The sequence below is a fragment of the Emticicia sp. GW821-FHT11C11 genome (genome assembly GCF_058808615.1).
On record NZ_JBXARV010000001.1, the window covers coordinates 662,982 to 678,664 of the forward strand.

General features: G+C 40.6%; 16 protein-coding genes. 4 read left to right on the forward strand and 12 right to left on the reverse strand.

From position 1 onward, the window contains the following. Position 1 precedes the first annotated feature (1 nt). From AC1RRY_RS02670 to tilS, 6 genes are all read right to left on the reverse strand, one after another. Positions 2 to 862 (reverse strand): alpha/beta hydrolase, encoded by an 861-nt coding sequence (locus AC1RRY_RS02670; RefSeq protein ID WP_492818224.1) that lies wholly within the window; start codon positions 860 to 862, stop codon positions 2 to 4. Positions 863 to 925: 63 nt separating this feature from the next. Then, positions 926 to 1,798, reverse strand: a complete 873-nt coding sequence (locus tag AC1RRY_RS02675; protein ID WP_492818222.1) for a carboxypeptidase-like regulatory domain-containing protein — start codon at positions 1,796 to 1,798, stop codon at positions 926 to 928. Positions 1,799 to 1,908: 110 nt separating this feature from the next. Next, positions 1,909 to 3,054, reverse strand: coding sequence for a hypothetical protein (locus tag AC1RRY_RS02680; protein WP_492818220.1), 1,146 nt, complete (start codon positions 3,052 to 3,054; stop codon positions 1,909 to 1,911). A gap of 28 nt (positions 3,055 to 3,082) precedes the next feature. Further along, positions 3,083 to 3,655, reverse strand: a complete 573-nt coding sequence (locus AC1RRY_RS02685; RefSeq protein WP_492818218.1) for a hypothetical protein — start codon at positions 3,653 to 3,655, stop codon at positions 3,083 to 3,085. Beyond that, positions 3,645 to 4,190 (reverse strand): RNA polymerase sigma factor, encoded by a 546-nt coding sequence (locus tag AC1RRY_RS02690; protein WP_492818216.1) that lies wholly within the window; start codon positions 4,188 to 4,190, stop codon positions 3,645 to 3,647. Before AC1RRY_RS02690 ends, AC1RRY_RS02685 begins: the two co-directional genes overlap by 11 nt. A gap of 125 nt (positions 4,191 to 4,315) precedes the next feature. Next, complete coding sequence (gene tilS / locus AC1RRY_RS02695) at positions 4,316 to 5,653, reverse strand: tRNA lysidine(34) synthetase TilS (protein WP_492818214.1); 1,338 nt, start codon at positions 5,651 to 5,653, stop codon at positions 4,316 to 4,318. Positions 5,654 to 5,702: 49 nt separating this feature from the next. Between tilS and AC1RRY_RS02700 the strand changes: the two genes are divergently transcribed. The 3 genes from AC1RRY_RS02700 (at position 5,703) to AC1RRY_RS02710 (ending at position 9,232) form a co-directional block, all read left to right on the forward strand. Next, positions 5,703 to 7,346: an OstA-like protein gene (locus AC1RRY_RS02700; protein WP_492818212.1), complete on the forward strand. Its 1,644-nt coding sequence runs from the start codon at positions 5,703 to 5,705 to the stop codon at positions 7,344 to 7,346. Between the two features lie 181 nt (positions 7,347 to 7,527). Next, positions 7,528 to 8,130: a T9SS type A sorting domain-containing protein gene (locus AC1RRY_RS02705; RefSeq protein WP_492818210.1), complete on the forward strand. Its 603-nt coding sequence runs from the start codon at positions 7,528 to 7,530 to the stop codon at positions 8,128 to 8,130. A 127-nt stretch (positions 8,131 to 8,257) separates the two neighbouring features. After that, on the forward strand, positions 8,258 to 9,232 hold the full coding sequence (locus AC1RRY_RS02710; protein WP_492818208.1) for a glycosyltransferase family 2 protein: 975 nt from the start codon (positions 8,258 to 8,260) through the stop codon (positions 9,230 to 9,232). 2 nt (positions 9,233 to 9,234) lie between these two features. On the opposite strand, the gene AC1RRY_RS02715 is transcribed toward AC1RRY_RS02710, so the two are convergent. From AC1RRY_RS02715 to AC1RRY_RS02735, 5 genes are all read right to left on the reverse strand, one after another. Beyond that, positions 9,235 to 10,551, reverse strand: coding sequence for a spinster family MFS transporter (locus AC1RRY_RS02715; protein ID WP_492818206.1), 1,317 nt, complete (start codon positions 10,549 to 10,551; stop codon positions 9,235 to 9,237). Positions 10,552 to 10,802: 251 nt separating this feature from the next. Further along, on the reverse strand, positions 10,803 to 12,050 hold the full coding sequence (locus AC1RRY_RS02720; protein ID WP_492818204.1) for an MFS transporter: 1,248 nt from the start codon (positions 12,048 to 12,050) through the stop codon (positions 10,803 to 10,805). A 7-nt stretch (positions 12,051 to 12,057) separates the two neighbouring features. After that, positions 12,058 to 12,273: a hypothetical protein gene (locus AC1RRY_RS02725; protein ID WP_492818202.1), complete on the reverse strand. Its 216-nt coding sequence runs from the start codon at positions 12,271 to 12,273 to the stop codon at positions 12,058 to 12,060. 36 nt (positions 12,274 to 12,309) lie between these two features. Continuing rightward, on the reverse strand, positions 12,310 to 12,909 hold the full coding sequence (locus tag AC1RRY_RS02730) for a TetR/AcrR family transcriptional regulator (protein ID WP_492818200.1): 600 nt from the start codon (positions 12,907 to 12,909) through the stop codon (positions 12,310 to 12,312). Positions 12,910 to 12,956: 47 nt separating this feature from the next. Continuing rightward, complete coding sequence (locus tag AC1RRY_RS02735; protein ID WP_492818198.1) at positions 12,957 to 13,463, reverse strand: YdeI/OmpD-associated family protein; 507 nt, start codon at positions 13,461 to 13,463, stop codon at positions 12,957 to 12,959. A gap of 65 nt (positions 13,464 to 13,528) precedes the next feature. On the opposite strand from AC1RRY_RS02735, the gene AC1RRY_RS02740 reads away from it, so the two are divergent. Further along, positions 13,529 to 15,289, forward strand: a complete 1,761-nt coding sequence (locus tag AC1RRY_RS02740; RefSeq protein ID WP_492818196.1) for an ABC transporter ATP-binding protein — start codon at positions 13,529 to 13,531, stop codon at positions 15,287 to 15,289. A gap of 83 nt (positions 15,290 to 15,372) precedes the next feature. Here the strand turns inward: AC1RRY_RS02740 and AC1RRY_RS02745 are convergent, their stop codons facing one another. Then, complete coding sequence (locus AC1RRY_RS02745) at positions 15,373 to 15,564, reverse strand: cold-shock protein (protein ID WP_492818195.1); 192 nt, start codon at positions 15,562 to 15,564, stop codon at positions 15,373 to 15,375. Between the last annotated feature and the right edge of the window lie 119 nt (positions 15,565 to 15,683).

Here is a 15,683-nt window from a genome sequence, read left to right on the forward strand (position 1 = left end):
ATTAATGCGCTGCCTGTTTATAAAATGTTTGTAAAGCTTTGATATAAGTAATCAGGGCGGTATCCATATGATCAAGGTCATTGTAGAGGCTGTATTGCAGAGTCACATTTGGGGTGGATGAATCAACTATGCTTTTTGACAGATTTTTTACAGGTTCTATGTTCCATTGAGGATCTTCTTTGCCGCCTGCCGTTATGAATACACTCAAGGGTGTATTGGTCCTCCGGTTTTTTAGAGCTTCCGTCAGCTGATTGAGGTAAAAATTATTATACCATAAACTGGGGCTCGCCGAAGCAATGTTATCAAAGGTGGTCTGATTGGTTGCCAACTGATTTAGTAGCGCGTACAGTGTAAAATACCCTCCGAATGAATGCCCCAGCAATGCTCGGCTTTCGGTATTGGTATGGAATTGACTGTCGATATGAGGCACCAGTTGTTTTGTAATAAAATCATTGAAATTCTTACCGCCTCCAACTGTTTTCATTTCATCAGATGGGATAGAAGCCGGGTATAAATAATCCCGCTCCCGAAGAGAATCCATGGCCGCAAACGATTGGTAGCCTATACCCACCAGTATCATTGGTGGTAACAAACCGGCAATTTCGTACTGTTTTACTACCTCAGCCAACATCGGGAAATAGAAGTTAGCGTCAAGTACATAAACGGTAGGGTATTGAGTGTCGGGCTTTTCGTAGTATTTCTTTGGTAGTTGCACCGATATATGAAATGAATCTTTCACTGCCGCAGAATAGAGCTTGAATTGCTTCTCTAATGGCTGGATAGGCTCAGTACTTTTTTTGTCGGAAAACGAACAGGCATAAGCAAATAAAACTATTATAATTATGGAAAATATCTTTTGCATCTGATTAATTCATAAAGTACATATTGATTAAATACTGCTGCCAACCGGGCAAAGATTTGAAGCCTAATAGATAAGGGTTATAAAGTTGCTTAAATTTATCCCTGTTCTTTTCCATTTGTCCTGACTGGCAATTCGTGTATAGCAATTCTTAGAAAAAAATGTCTTTGCAACAGGAACTAAGGTGACAGGGTCTTGCTTTTTATCCATTCTGCTTTCAACCCATTGGACAGTTACGATAAAGTCTTGAGATACTTTTATGTTATATGGCGCCAGGTCAATCTTTACCCAATCTGTTTTGAACTTATCAACAGTCTTTAAAATTTGTTTGTTATAGATTAATGTATCGGGCATATTATCTTTTACAGAATAGATATTAATGCGGAATTTAATATAGTCGAAATTGTTGCCGGATATATTGAAGCTAAAGTCTTTTAAGATTGCATTCGGTTTTTTAGTCTTGTATCTCATTCCCATTTCGGAGCCAATTGTTTCTTCAACAGACTTTTTATTGTGAATAGAAATCTGAATAAATTTTCCGCTTGCTTGTCTGCCAATTGTTTCGGTATTTATTCTGCGATTCACTATTCCTACTTCTCCCAGTTCGGTAATTTTTTCTCTTAAGCTGATTCTATCTTCTTTGCTTTCGATATAGTTTTTTACCAGAATTTTCTTTGAAAAGTATCCGACCAAACTAATTTGAAGGGTATCGGCCAGATTGTCCTTACTGATTTGAAATCTAAAGTTGCCAAGACTGTCTGTAAGTGTACCAATTGATTTATTGAGCAGTCCGATACATGCATAAGATAGCGGTTGCTTGTTTTCATGTTGGATAATTACGCCTCTAACAGTAATACTTTCTTTTGTCGGATTCTGTGAAAATGCTTTTACAAAAAACAGGAAAGTAAAGTAAATGGCGATAAGTATTTTTGTTTTCATTGTATTAGAAATTTCGAGATGAGTTTAGGAAGGATAATGCCAAGCTAATAACGAAAACTCTATACGTTGGTTTATTTTACTGTTGTTAAAATAAGTTAATTTGCTAATAATCAGAAACCTATGGCTACACGCAAACCCACCGGTGGCTGCTTGCTAAAGAGATTGATTTCAGGCTGAAGTTTAAGGAATGGGGTAACCTGATACCAACTGAATAGTTTCAGCGATTTTTCTGCATAGCCGGCAAATATGCCGCCTTTCAAAGCAGTGTCGTTACTTTTTTCTTTCTGCTTGAAAAACGTCATACCTACAAAGGGCATGTATTTGGTGCTGAACTGATAGGTATTATCTGCTTTGCGTTCATGAGGGAAATAGGCCTGGGCACCAATTACGAACCCTTTTTTCAGATACCTGCCGGATACCAGACTTACACCAAGGGTAGCTGAGGGAATAATTTTATCTTGATAAGTACCTACGCCTATATCTCCATGAAATTCCAGAAAGTCTAAAAGTGCAGATCCCACCACGTCCGACTTGATTTTCTGATTTACCACATCGTTTTCAACTTTTACCATCTTCCAGGGGTAAGCGCTTTTTCGTTCGTTTTGCACTCTTTCCATAGCTTCAATGATGGTCTGATTGATATTCAGTTCCAGAATATCCCCGATGTCATCCAGACTGTTTAAAACAAAAACGAACTGCTGATGAGGATAGGTCTTGAAAACTCTGTTGTGCGATTTTACCAGCTCCGATTCAGCCTTATCCAGATAATTCACCAATATCAATGTGTCTTGTAACAGTTGAACCTGATGCACTTCTTTGTCGTGGGCAATCTGCAAAACATCCTTTTGCTGATAATAGGTTACATCAATCAGAGGCCGGCCATTTACAAATTTATTCTTGCCGAAGTAGGTGATTTTTTTAGCCGCATCTTTTCTGAAACTGTCTTTTACCAGTTGGTAGTCTTCCCAGAAATTACGCAGAAGCGAATCAGCATTCAGTTTCAGGTCAAATGTTTTTCCTTGAAAATCAATCAATAACCTGTTTTTATGACCGAAGTGAATAGTAACCTTATTATTGTTTTTGATTACATCCTCCTGCTGAAATACGTCTGAACGTTTGCCGAAATCATTGATAAGAATAGGAGGGCGAATGCCTTCCAATACGGCCATTGTGTCGTAATCTGCTTTAGTCTGGCAAACGCCTCCGGCAGCAATGCCTGTTATGAGCATTGAAATAATAATGAGTGTTCGTAACATAATGATTTATTTTAAATGAATATCTTGATTAGGGCAGATTTCTGGCTGCAAATCTTATTTTGAATTTAGGTTGTGGAATACTCTCTTCTTCAGTATTGGAAATTTCGTTAACATGAACGGTTTTAAACTTTGGTTTGGTTTCAACCATTGCAGGCGTCTGAAAATGAATGGAATCCTGTTTTACGACCTGGACGGATACAACAGGCTCGGGCAATCTGATTGCCATCATTTCAATCTCAGGTTTTGTCTCTTTTGCAGCCTCTAGGGTTTCTTTTTTTATTGTTTTATGCGCAATGGTTAGTTTCGGTTGCAGTGCAATCGTTTCTGCGGCTGGTTCAGGTTGCATTGTTGCTGGCTGTATAGCAATCGTATTTTCGGGGATACCCGCTTCCGGCCTGTCAATGAAAAATAACCCTATCGCAATACCTGCCAGACAAGCAACTGCCGCCACCCATTTCCATGTGTGCTTTGGTTGAGGTTTGTGTACGTTTTTCTGTAATTCTCCCCAGAACAGGTTTTCATCAAAACCTGAGCTTTCGGAGAGGTCGTATTCCGCAAGCTCAATTTTTTTGCGGAAGTAATCATCAAGTTTATGTTCCATAGCTGTAGCCTAATTGGGTTAGTCCGGCCTGTAAAATTGCCCGGGCTTTGTGTAATTGCGTTTTTGAAGTATTCTCGCTGATATTCAATTGATTGGCTATTTCCTTGTGACTGAAACCCTCTATGGCATACAGATTGAAAACTGTTCGGTAGCCATCGGGTAATTTCAGCACCAACTGATATATCTCTTCTTCGGCAAAATTTTCAAATGCTGAAAAGTCGGTGGCAGGTTCGTCGCTGCTTATATCTTCCATTGAAACCCAGTTCATTTTTTTCTGCCTTATAAACATCAGGCATTCGTTAACCATGAGTTTCTTCAGGTAGGGTTCAATGGTGTTTTCACTCCGATACTCTATTTTGCCAACCGCATTGAAAAATTTCAGAAAGCCATTCATCAGTAATTCCTGTGCATCGGCCTCTACAGAAACGTAGCGTACACATAGCCGGAACATTCGTTTTACGAAACGGTCATAGATGCGTTTCTGAACAAACGGGTTATGCTTTTGGAGTTCCTGTATCAGTTGAAGTTCCTGCATCAAGTATAATTAGATAATGCTTTCAATAGTATATATGCAGATATTAACAGAGAAGTTGTCTGGCGTGGAGTTTTTTTTTGAAAATAATAGAAAAAAAATTTTCGAAGCCGGGAATAAGTTGATGCTTACCGCTCAATTTCAATCTTTAGTAACGTTTGGGTAGCGGGCGTTATTTTAAACCGTTCGTCGGGTCTGTGACCCACAAGCCAGATAATATCATTGGCAGAAGTGATCACAAATGTGGTTTTTTTCTGAGGAAGCGGCACTTTTGTGTCGACCAGAAAATCGCTTACTTTTTTCTTGCCTTTCATACCCAATGGGACAAACCGGTCACCTTCCTGCCACGGGCGAATGCTCAGTGGGAAGGTTATTGTCTCTGCATCAACCCAAAGAACGTCCGGGTTCCTGTCAGTATTAAGGTAAGCCTGCCACTCTTCTACAGAAACCCGGGTTATATGTAATGGCCAGTCATAATAGTGAATGGAAGAAACATCTTCCTCAATTACTAGTTCTTCAAAATCTGTTGTTTCTTTAGGTGAGATTAGGAGGTATTCCCGGTCTTTAACCAATGTATAAGCGCCCGAGTGAAAAGTTTTACCTGATGCTTTATCAAGTGAAAGATAAATCTCTCTCGACTGAAAATAATTAAATCCGAAGTCTTTGAGTGTCTCTTCCAATAAATAGCCTGCTGATTGTTGGGCTTGGATGGCGTTTATATTGAGCAGAGTAAAAGAATCCTGTTTACTGACAACAGCGGTTTTGAATGCATCAAGGGTGGTCAGAAAAATACCTTCAAGTGCTTGCAGGCGTTCAATGTTTCGTGCAAAAGTGTGTTCCAGATTCGGATTAATTTGCTTTAAGAGTGGTACCACCTCATTGCGCAACAGATTGCGCTGATAGTCGTTCAGCGCATTACTGCTATCTTCACGCCAGTCAAGATGTTTGTCAGATAGATATTGTTCAATATCTGCTCTGGAAGCAAAAAGCAAGGGCCGGATGATATACTCTTTTTTAGATTGAATCCCCCTTAGTCCGGCAATGCCGGTACCTTTGGTGAGGTTCAGCAAAATGGTTTCAATGCTGTCGTTCAAATGGTGTGCCGTGGCAATATACCGGCAGCCGGATTGTTGCCGTATTTGTTCAAACCACTCATAGCGCAGCCGGCGGGCAGCCATTTCAATAGAAAGCCTGTTCGCTTTTGCAAAGATTCGGGTTTCAAAGGAGATTGAATAAAAAGGTATGCCGTTTTTCTCACACAATTGCTGAACAAACTGGGCATCCTGATCCGAATCTTTTTCTCTCAATTGAAAGTTACAATGGGCTACCGCAAAATTAAACTTTGCTTCAAGAAACAAGTCAAATAAAACCACAGAGTCTTTGCCTCCGCTTACGGCCAGCAAGACCTTATCGGTGGGTTTAAAGAGACTTTGTTCGTTAATATATGTTAAGATAGCATGAAGCATACACGTAATTAAGTACTTTTGCAGACAAAATTAGAATATTGCACAGAAGATGTTGACTATTGGTCAGAAAAATATAAGATTAATCAAGTTATTCAGTTCTGGTTATGCATGCATAGCACTGTTGATCAGCTTGTTTTGCCCGGTTATTTCGTATGCCCAGAAACCGCTCAACCCTCCGGCACCTGTTGCGCCCAAAACACACATTAATCTTCTGAATGCCGATAGTGTTCATGTTACCGGCCGGACGCCAGCAGAAGTACGGCAGTTTGGCGGGAATGTGTCTTTTCAGCACAAAGGAGCCATATTGTATTGCGAGACAGCCACACAATATGAACTGACTAACACGCTTGAGGCTTTTGGAAATGTAAAGATTGTGCAGGGAGATACCCTGACCATAACAGGCGACTCTCTTTATTATGATGCCAATACACGCTTTGCCAGGGTATTGGGTAGGAAAGTAGTGCTAACTGACTCCAAAGTGACGCTCACTACACGCATCATTGAATATGATTTGTCGCGCAACAGAGCGTATTATCCGGTAAGAGGCGTGATAGTACAGGACTCAAGCACTTTAAAAAGCGAAAAAGGGTATTATAATACGCGTTCGAAGGTTTTTAATTATAAGGAGAACGTAGAAATAGTGAATCCGAAGTATACGATTACTACTGATAGCCTGCAATACAATGCAAGAACGAAAATTGCGCTTTTCAAAGCTCCCACGCTTATCAAGAGTAAAGATGGAAACATAATGGCCAACAGCGGCAGTACTTATAACACCCAAACTCAGCTGTCGAACCTGAAGGGCAGGTCGAAAGTGATAAATGAAGAGTATACACTGGTAGGAGATACGCTAACATTCGACCAGAAGATGGAATCAGGTGTGGCACGGGGAAATGTAGAACTGGTTTCTAAGAAAGATAAGGTTATTCTGACCGGCAACAGAGCCACCCGAGATGGGAAAACAGGTTTTACCAAAATAATGGGAAATGCCATTATGCGGAACGGAGCAGACAGGGATACGCTTTACCTGAGAGCCGATACGCTGTATGCCTACGAAATGGTGGATAATACACCAAGAACCGGCAAAGACACAGTAAAGCGCGAGAAGAAAATGGAAAAACTGATAGCCAGCGGAAACGTACGGGTTTTCAGATTGGATATACAGAGTAAAAGCGATTCACTGCTATATGACCTGAAAGACTCGGTTATCCATTTTTTTACCAAGCCGATACTCTGGAGCCCGCAGAATCAGTCAGAGGCCGATACGATTCATGTATACATGAAAAACGGTAAAGTGAGTAAGATGTTTATGGTCAATCAGGGCTTTGTGATTGCCCAGGATACTTCACAGAATTTTAACCAGGTAAAAGGACGAAAAATCACAGCCTTTTTTAATGATGAAACGCGTATAGAACAGGTGGTAGTTGAGGGTAACGGACAAAGTATTTACTATGCTTTAGACGACCAGAATAAACTAATTGGCGTGAATCATGTCGAATGTAGTAAAATGAATATAAGGTTCAGAGAGAACCAAGTAAAGCGGATAACGTTTGTCGGTAAACCAGATGCAAAACTGGTGCCTCCTAAAGAGCTGACTAACAGTGCGAACAGACTGGACGGCTTTAACTGGAGAGAGAGTGAAAGGCCAACAAAAGAAGACGTACTTGGAGAAAAAGAGGCGATAAAACAATGAAAAAGAACACAAAAGAGGTGAAAATTACCCCTAACGATAAAATTTAAATCTTATTGCAACCATTTGATCATAAAAAGCGTCTTTCTATAAAAAAACAGTTGGAATTTTATATTGAGTTGTTTACATTTGTATAATCCCTACAAATCACATAACTAAATTAATAACAGGTTCATTTTAAAATATGGTAAAAGGTTTACGGAAATATATATTTGTGTTGATTGGATTGATTCTACTATCAAACGTGGCTCTGGCACAGGTCGAGAGGGGAAAGTCGCGCTTGGATATTGGTAAAAAGCCAACAACCAAAGTATCTGCCCAGAAACTGAGTTTTGTTGCCAAACCAATGCCAAAGGAAGTAAAGCTGGACAAACCTACTGTTGTTAATCAATTCTACAGAGATGCGCTCTTAAATGGCACTTCGAAATCTGCAAGTACTAAAGCGGTAAATACTGAAACAGTGGCGATGAATGCCGAAAGAGGTATAGGAAGCAGTGAGCACAGCGACAAGCTATTTGTAAATGATAAAATAACGGTATCGAATATTTATCCTAATCCGGCTAATGATTTCGCGGTGTTTGATTATTCAATTACCGGTAATCTGAACAATGCAAGCATGGCCTTCTATAATTTATTGGGTAATGAGATTGCCAACTTTGAATTAGACAGAAGTGACCGTAAGTTAAAAGTAAATACTGCTAATTGGGATGCAGGTGTATATTTGTATCAGTTAGTAGTAGACAATAAGAAAGTTGTTACAAAGAAATTATTGATAAGACATAATTAAGTACTACTTAAAGAAATACTCGTAGGGAAGCTTTAACGCTTCCCTATTTTTTTTGGAAAAACAATCAGAATGTGGCTTTTTTGCATTGAAATTGTTTTGCCCCAAGCCTAAATTCTAAATTTCCTGCATGTTAAAATATTCTGTTGTCACACCTGTATATAACCGTCCGGACGAAGTCAGAGAATTGCTGGAAAGCCTGACCCGTCAGACGTATAAGAACTTTGAGGTAATTATTATTGAAGACGGCTCAACACTGAAATGCGAGGAGGTTTGCCGGAGTTTTGAAAACAGGCTGGATATTCACTATTTCTATAAACCGAACTCAGGGCAGGGCTTTTCCCGTAATTATGGTTTTGAAAGAGCCTCCGGCGATTACTTCGTCCAGCTGGATTCTGATGCCATTATACCAGACGGATATTTTGAAATTGTTGATAAATCTTTAAGCGTAAATTGGCTGGATGCCTATGGCGGGCCCGATGCCGCGCACGAGAGTTTTACGGATGTACAGAAAGCCATTAATTATGCCATGACCTCGGTATTTACAACGGGGGGAATAAGGGGGAAGAAGAAGAATGCCGGGGGGCAATTCCATCCACGTAGTTTTAATTTCGGTATATCGCGCAAAGTATGGGAGGTAACCAAAGGCTATACCATGACCCGCATGGCCGAAGACATTGAGTTCAGCATCCGGATTATAGACAACGGATTTAAAGTCGGCCTCATAGAAGAGGCTTTCATTTATCATAAAAGACGTACCGATTTCGGGCAATTTTATAAACAACTGCATTTCTTCGGGCGCGGACGCATCAATCTGGCTCGTATGTTTCCGTCTGAACTAAAGGCAATTCATTTTTTTCCGGCCTTATTTACATTGGGCTGTTTAGCTATTCCGGTGCAATATATACTCAGCTTTGTGCTGCCTTTCTTCCAATATACTTTTCTGTTGTCGGCGGGTTTATTTCTTTTATATATCCTGCTGATACTGATAGATTCTACCCTGACAAACAAAAGCCTGAAAGTGGGCCTCCTGAGCATTATAGCCTGCTTTATACAGCTTTTTGCCTATGGCATGGGCTTTATACAGGAAAAACTGAAAGGTTAAACTTAAGCCAGGTGCTTTTTCAGATAAGATATACTTCCGGCAAAAGGTTTCAGTCCAGTGTAAAGCAAAAAGGATGAAATAAGGCAACCGGCAAACTGAGCAATGAATATAGAATAATGGATTTTCTGCGGATCATTAAAAACGACATCGTTGAAGAATCCTACCGATAAAGGCCCAAGACCCAGACCGATAAGGTTGACTACAAATAAGAAAAAGGCTGAAAAAATAGCCCTCATATTATTAGGAACTATCTCCTGAATAGCGGCCGTTGCCGAGCCATAAGAAAACGAAGAAGAGAAACAGAAAAGCGCTATGAATACCAGCGTTATATCCGGGTTGGCAAATAGTAAACCGGCTGTTGAAAGTACAGCACCGGACATCCCCAGCCAACTGGTTTTCATACGGGCCGTAATGATACCTTTCTTTAACAGATGGTCGGCGTATCTTCCTCCAAGAACCACTCCCAAAGTAGAGAATACGCTCACAATAATACCAAAAGTTACTCCAGCCTTGGTGTCTGTCCAGCCGTGTACGCGGTTCAGGAAGGTCGGAATCCAGTAAGTTCCTGCAAATGATGCAAAAGACATAAAAGCCATTCCGAAATTCAGCGACAGAAATGTAGATTTATTGGCTTTAAAATACGTAATAATCTCTTTGAAACTGGCCTTTTTAGCTGACTCTTTATTACTGTCCAGTTCTTTACGTTTGGGTTCCTTAATAGTTTGCACGAGTAATACTATCAGAAAACCGGGCAAGCCAATGTAAAAGAAAACAACCTGCCATGAGAAAATTTCGCCTACAAAAGGCAAATGGATATTCTCCTGCCCAACCATTGACCTGATAGCCGCACCTATCAGAATAGAAAGCCCTGAGCCCAGAAAAACCCCCATGTTGTAAATTCCGAGAGCAGTGCCCAGTTTTTTCTTAGGGAAATAATCTGAAATCATGGAATAAGCTGCCGGAGATAAGGCTGCTTCGCCAATACCAACCCCGACTCTGGCCAGAAACAGCATCGAGAAACTTCCCGCCAGTCCGCAAAGGGCAGTCATCAGGCTCCAGATGGCTATTCCCCAGCCTATTATTTTCTTGCGGCTCATTCTGTCGGCCATTACACCTATAGGAATACCCAATAATGTATAAAACAAGGCAAAACTGAGCCCCATCAGTAAGCCCATTTGGGTATCAGAAATACCGAAAGCTGCTTTAATGGGTTTTACGAGCAGTGCCAGAATTTGTCGGTCAATGAATGAAGAAATGTACGCAAGCAATAAAATGCCCAATACATACCAGGCATAGCGGAGTGATGGTTGCTCTTTCATAGAGTAGCTACGGAAACTGAATTAGGATTAAGGTGTCAGATTGGGAGGTAAGTTAATCTTTTTTTTGAAGAATTGGCATTATTCTAATAAGTAATTTTACTTTTAGAATAGTTGATTGGATGATGGTATCCGGAAAGAAGAGAAGAAAGGAAAAGCGAGGCAGATATAATGAAATTGAACAGAGAAGGAGCATAAAAAAGCTGCCCGAACGGAATCCTTTCCGGTTCAGGCAGTTTTATCTGATAATGGATTTACAAAGTTTCTGAAACTGTTTTTTTCGGAGCTATTTTGTGCTTTACAATTACGTTGACTCTATATACCAACCAGATACATAGAAGCATGATAAAGCCTGAAATATAGCCCAGTATCGGATAGTTCTCAAGCGGACTGAGCTTGTCTTTCTGAACGATAATCATGCCGGCAAATACTGAAGCAATGCCCCCTGCAATTTGCTGCAGAGATGAGTTGATACTCATAAACGCGCCTCTGTCCTGCATCTTCGGAATAGCCGTCATCAATGAAGTGGAAGGAATCATTCTGGACATGATACCGGCAAATAGTAAAATGTTCAAAACAAGAACAATCCAGAGCGGAACAGGGGGCAGATTCGTGTAAATAATTATCATGATAATTGCCCACACAGAACCAATGGTGAATATCTTAAATTTATCAAATTTATCGCTCAATCGACCCACAAGAGGCATAATAACCAGCGACGATATACCCGTTACCATAAACAGAATAGGCAGTTGGTCTTGTGAAATATGCAGGTTATTGATAGCAAAGGCACTACCAAAAGGCATCATTAAGAATCCACCCACCGAGAGCAAGGCCGTGCCCAGAAAAGCAACCTGATAGTTACCCGTTGCCAGCACATGACGAAAATGCTCAAACACATTGCGTTCGGTTTTTAATTCCAGGTGTTTGGTTACAGGTTTAAGTGTTTTCAGGATAACCAGAGTTATGATAATACTCAAAACTACGATCATCAGAAAAGGTGCATGCCAACCCCAGATATTGGCAAAGTATAGGCCAATGGGAATACCCAATACCTGGCTGGCCGCAAAGCCCATTTGTACTGTGCCCATCACGCGTCCTCTTTGTTCAATGGCAAAGATATCGGTAATAATGGCCATACCGATCGAGCCGATTACACCTCCGAATAATCCGGTGATGATACGGGCTGCTACCAGAAAATGATAGTTTGGTGCCAGACCACAAAATAATGTGCCTAGTATGAAACCAACATAAAAGAACAGAAGCAATTTTTTGCGATCGTACTTATCGGCGAATCCTGCAGCCAGTAAACCCGAAATACCGGCACTGAATGCATAACTCGATACGGCGATACCGAATTGTTTAGGGGTAATGTCAAGTGATTTCATCAGGACATCACCCAATGGCGACATCACCATGAAATCAAGAATAACAGTAAATTGCGTAATAGCTAGCAGACCAATAACTAACTTCTGATACCCTGTAAATGATGCTTTTTCCATAGTATTTTTAATCGTTTAATTCTTCACACTCAAACCCCAACTGTCTGATTATCCTCACCAGTTCTTCTGCACAAAGTCCTGTTACTGATGCACGCAGTACACCGTCGCAGTCCTGATAATCAATTGACCATTTTTCTATTTGTGGAATTCTGTTGAGTGCCGGAGCGATACCCTCTTTCATCTCGAGGCTCAGCACGTTTGTTTTGAGTATTAATATTTCCATAAATAATAGTTTTTCCACTTATATTCTAATGTTGTACTAAGTCTTTGGGCGTTTCAATGCCTTTATTACTACATCAAAAGTCTGCCACATGATTTCATCCGAAAACTGAAAGAGTTCTCCGGCCAGACTGATTCCTTCTGTATGAAAACGAATCAGATTATATAAGGGTGCATACGCAACCGACCAGAATACTTCTTTTTTCATGGGCCATATTTCCTGCCTGTCAATGGCGCTATGCAAAAATCTACCCATGGCCTCTACAAATTCGGTATCCATAGCGTGGTAGACATTGTCTCTGTAATGAGAATGCCTGATCTGTTCCAGAAACGAGGCTCTTACGGGGTCGCTCAACCAATATTCTGCTCTGTTTCGCCACTGTATTCGCATGCCTTCTTCAAAAGACATGTCTGAGCTAAAGTCTTTTAGAAGCGTGGCAGATAACCGCTGCGTTTCTTCTGCCCCCAGCTGAATCAGTAAATCTTCTTTGTCTTTATAGTAGATATACAAGGTGGCAGGCGAAACTTTGGCCACGCGAGCCAGCTTTTGCATGCTGAAGCCATCAAACCCCTCTTTCACGAGCATCTCGATGGCCTTTTCCTTTACTATCTGTTCTTTATGTTCATTGCGTGTTCTCATTTCTCTACAAATATAAATGAATGTTCGTTCACTAATACTGTAAAAAATTATTTTTTATTTTTGAAATGCCTGATCGTAGCGCCAAAGTCCATTTCTCTGACTAATCCGAATATAGCCTGGGTGATGCGTTTCGTTTTTGTTTCAACGGTTTTGGCTTCTTCAATCCATTTAGAGTAATATTTCTGATGGCTGGGAGCCATGGCATTAAACCTTTCCAGTGCTTTGGGTTCGTCTTCAAGGCATGCCAGAAAATCAGGAGATATAATAAATTCGCTTTCGTCCAGCTCAAGGGTTACGTCCAGCATGGCGCCTTCACCTTTCCTGATGCCCTTTCGTATACCTGCATTAATAGGTATGATAAAATCACCCTCGCCCATAGGCAGCAGTGCAACCTGATTAACAGGGTGCTGGTCAAGTTTTCCTTTTACTCTGAACGACGTACGTGTACGAGGCTTTAATTCATGAGCAATGTGAGCCGGTATAACAATGTACATCCAGCCGGTCTTTTCTCCCTGCTTTTCAAATTTCTGTATGGTAGTCTTAAAAGTGAGCATTGTTATCTGAACGATTATGTATCTTTATGAGTTTAAAATTAAGAAACTTTGCAAAAACAAACTTAATGAGTGAACAAAATCCTTCTGGCGAAATTTTCGATTGGTCGGTTCTGAAAAGGCTGTTTCAGTTCATACGTCCGTATCGGTTTCGTTTTTATGTACTTGTATTTGTGATTCTGGCAGGGGCGGCATTGGCGCCTGCTATTCCACTGTTGATTCGCCAGACTATCGATGGCCCTGTTTCTGCTGGCAATTATACCGGACTGGCACGAATGATGCTGCTGATGATCGGCGTACTAGTGCTACAATCCCTTATTCAGTTTGTGAACACTTATCTGGCAGGTTGGCTGGGACAGAATATCATCCGCGACATCCGAATACAGTTATATCAGAAAATAATTCATTTACGGCTGAAATTCTTTGACGATACCCCCATTGGCCGATTGGTTACCCGTACTATTTCAGATATTGAAACCTTGGCCGATGTTTTCAGTGAAGGTATTGCAGCCATAGCCGGTGATATCCTGCAACTAGTGCTGATTATTACAGTTATGTTTTATACCGACTGGAAGTTATCTCTGATAAGCCTCAGTACTATTCCACTGATGCTGATCAGTACTTATATTTTCAAAGAAAAGGTCAAGAAATCGTTTAACATTGTCCGCAATGCCGTTGCCAATCTCAATGCTTTTGTGCAGGAGCATATTACAGGCATGAGCATTGTTCAGATTTTCAACTCCGAAAAAATAGAGTATAAGAAGTTTGTAGCCATCAATAAAGAACACCGCGATGCCAACATCAAGTCTATCATGTATTACTCGGTGTATTATCCGGTAGCAGAAGTGATTGCGGCCCTGGGAACCGGGTTGGTAGTATGGTTTGGCGCCAAACAGATGCTGAGTAGTGAGGTAAGCTATGGTACAGTAACAGCCTTTATTATGTTTATCAATATTTTCTTCCGGCCCATCAGAATGCTGGCCGATAGAATGAATACCCTGCAGATGGGTATTGTGAGTACAGATCGTATTTTAAAATTGCTTGATAGCGACGAATACACTTCTAACGAAGGTACCTATACCACCCATCTGAAAGGCGATGTGTCGTTCAAAGATGTATGGTTTGCCTACAATCAGGAAAACTATGTATTGAAAAATATTTCATTTAAAGTTAACCCGGGCGAAACGGTCGCTTTTGTAGGGGCCACAGGAGCGGGCAAATCTTCAATTATCAATCTGCTGTCGAGATTCTACGAAATCAATAAAGGAGAGATACAAATAGATGGGGTGGATATCAAAGAGTATGAATTAAAACATTTGCGCGAACAGATTGGCGTTGTGTTGCAGGATGTATTTTTGTTTTCTGATACCATAGAGAAGAACATTACCTTAGGAGACACCTCGATATCGAGAGAGAATATCATAGAAGCTGCGAAACTGGTTGGCGTGCACGATTTTATTATGCAATTGCCCAACGGTTACGATTACAACGTGCAGGAGCGCGGATCCACACTTTCGGTAGGCCAACGACAATTGATTTCGTTTGTGAGAGCGATGGTGCAGGATCCGAAGATTATAGTATTGGACGAAGCCACTTCGTCGGTCGATACTGAAACCGAAGAGCTGATTCAGAACGCTATCTCGTTGCTAATGAAAGGCCGCACCGCTATTGTAATTGCGCATCGCCTGAGTACCATTCAGAAGGCTGACAAAATTATTGTACTTGATAAAGGGCAGATTATGGAAGAAGGAAATCATGAGGAACTATTAGAGAAAGACGGCTTTTATGCCAACCTCTACCGGATGCAATACAAAGAAATGCTGGTATAGGAACGATAATTACAATCCATATAAAAATGAAAAGCTCTCAATGCAGATTGAGAGCTTTTTTTGATAATTATATATTGATATAATTATGCCAATTTCACGTTCACGGCATTCAAACCTCTTTTGCCTTCTTGAATTTCGAATGTTACTTCGTCATCCTGGCGGATTTGATCCTTTAACTCTGACACATGAACAAAAACCTCTTGGTTTGTGTCATTTACTTTAATAAAACCATAACCTTTGGTTTCATTGAAAAACTTAACTGTTCCGTTAGACATTTTAAAATTTGTATTATGTACTTAAAATACAAAGATATGGATTATTTATCAACAAAACCAAGAAAATACATTTATTGTTACTGAATGGTGACATAGCCGCAGGCGTTTCCGGTGTTTTG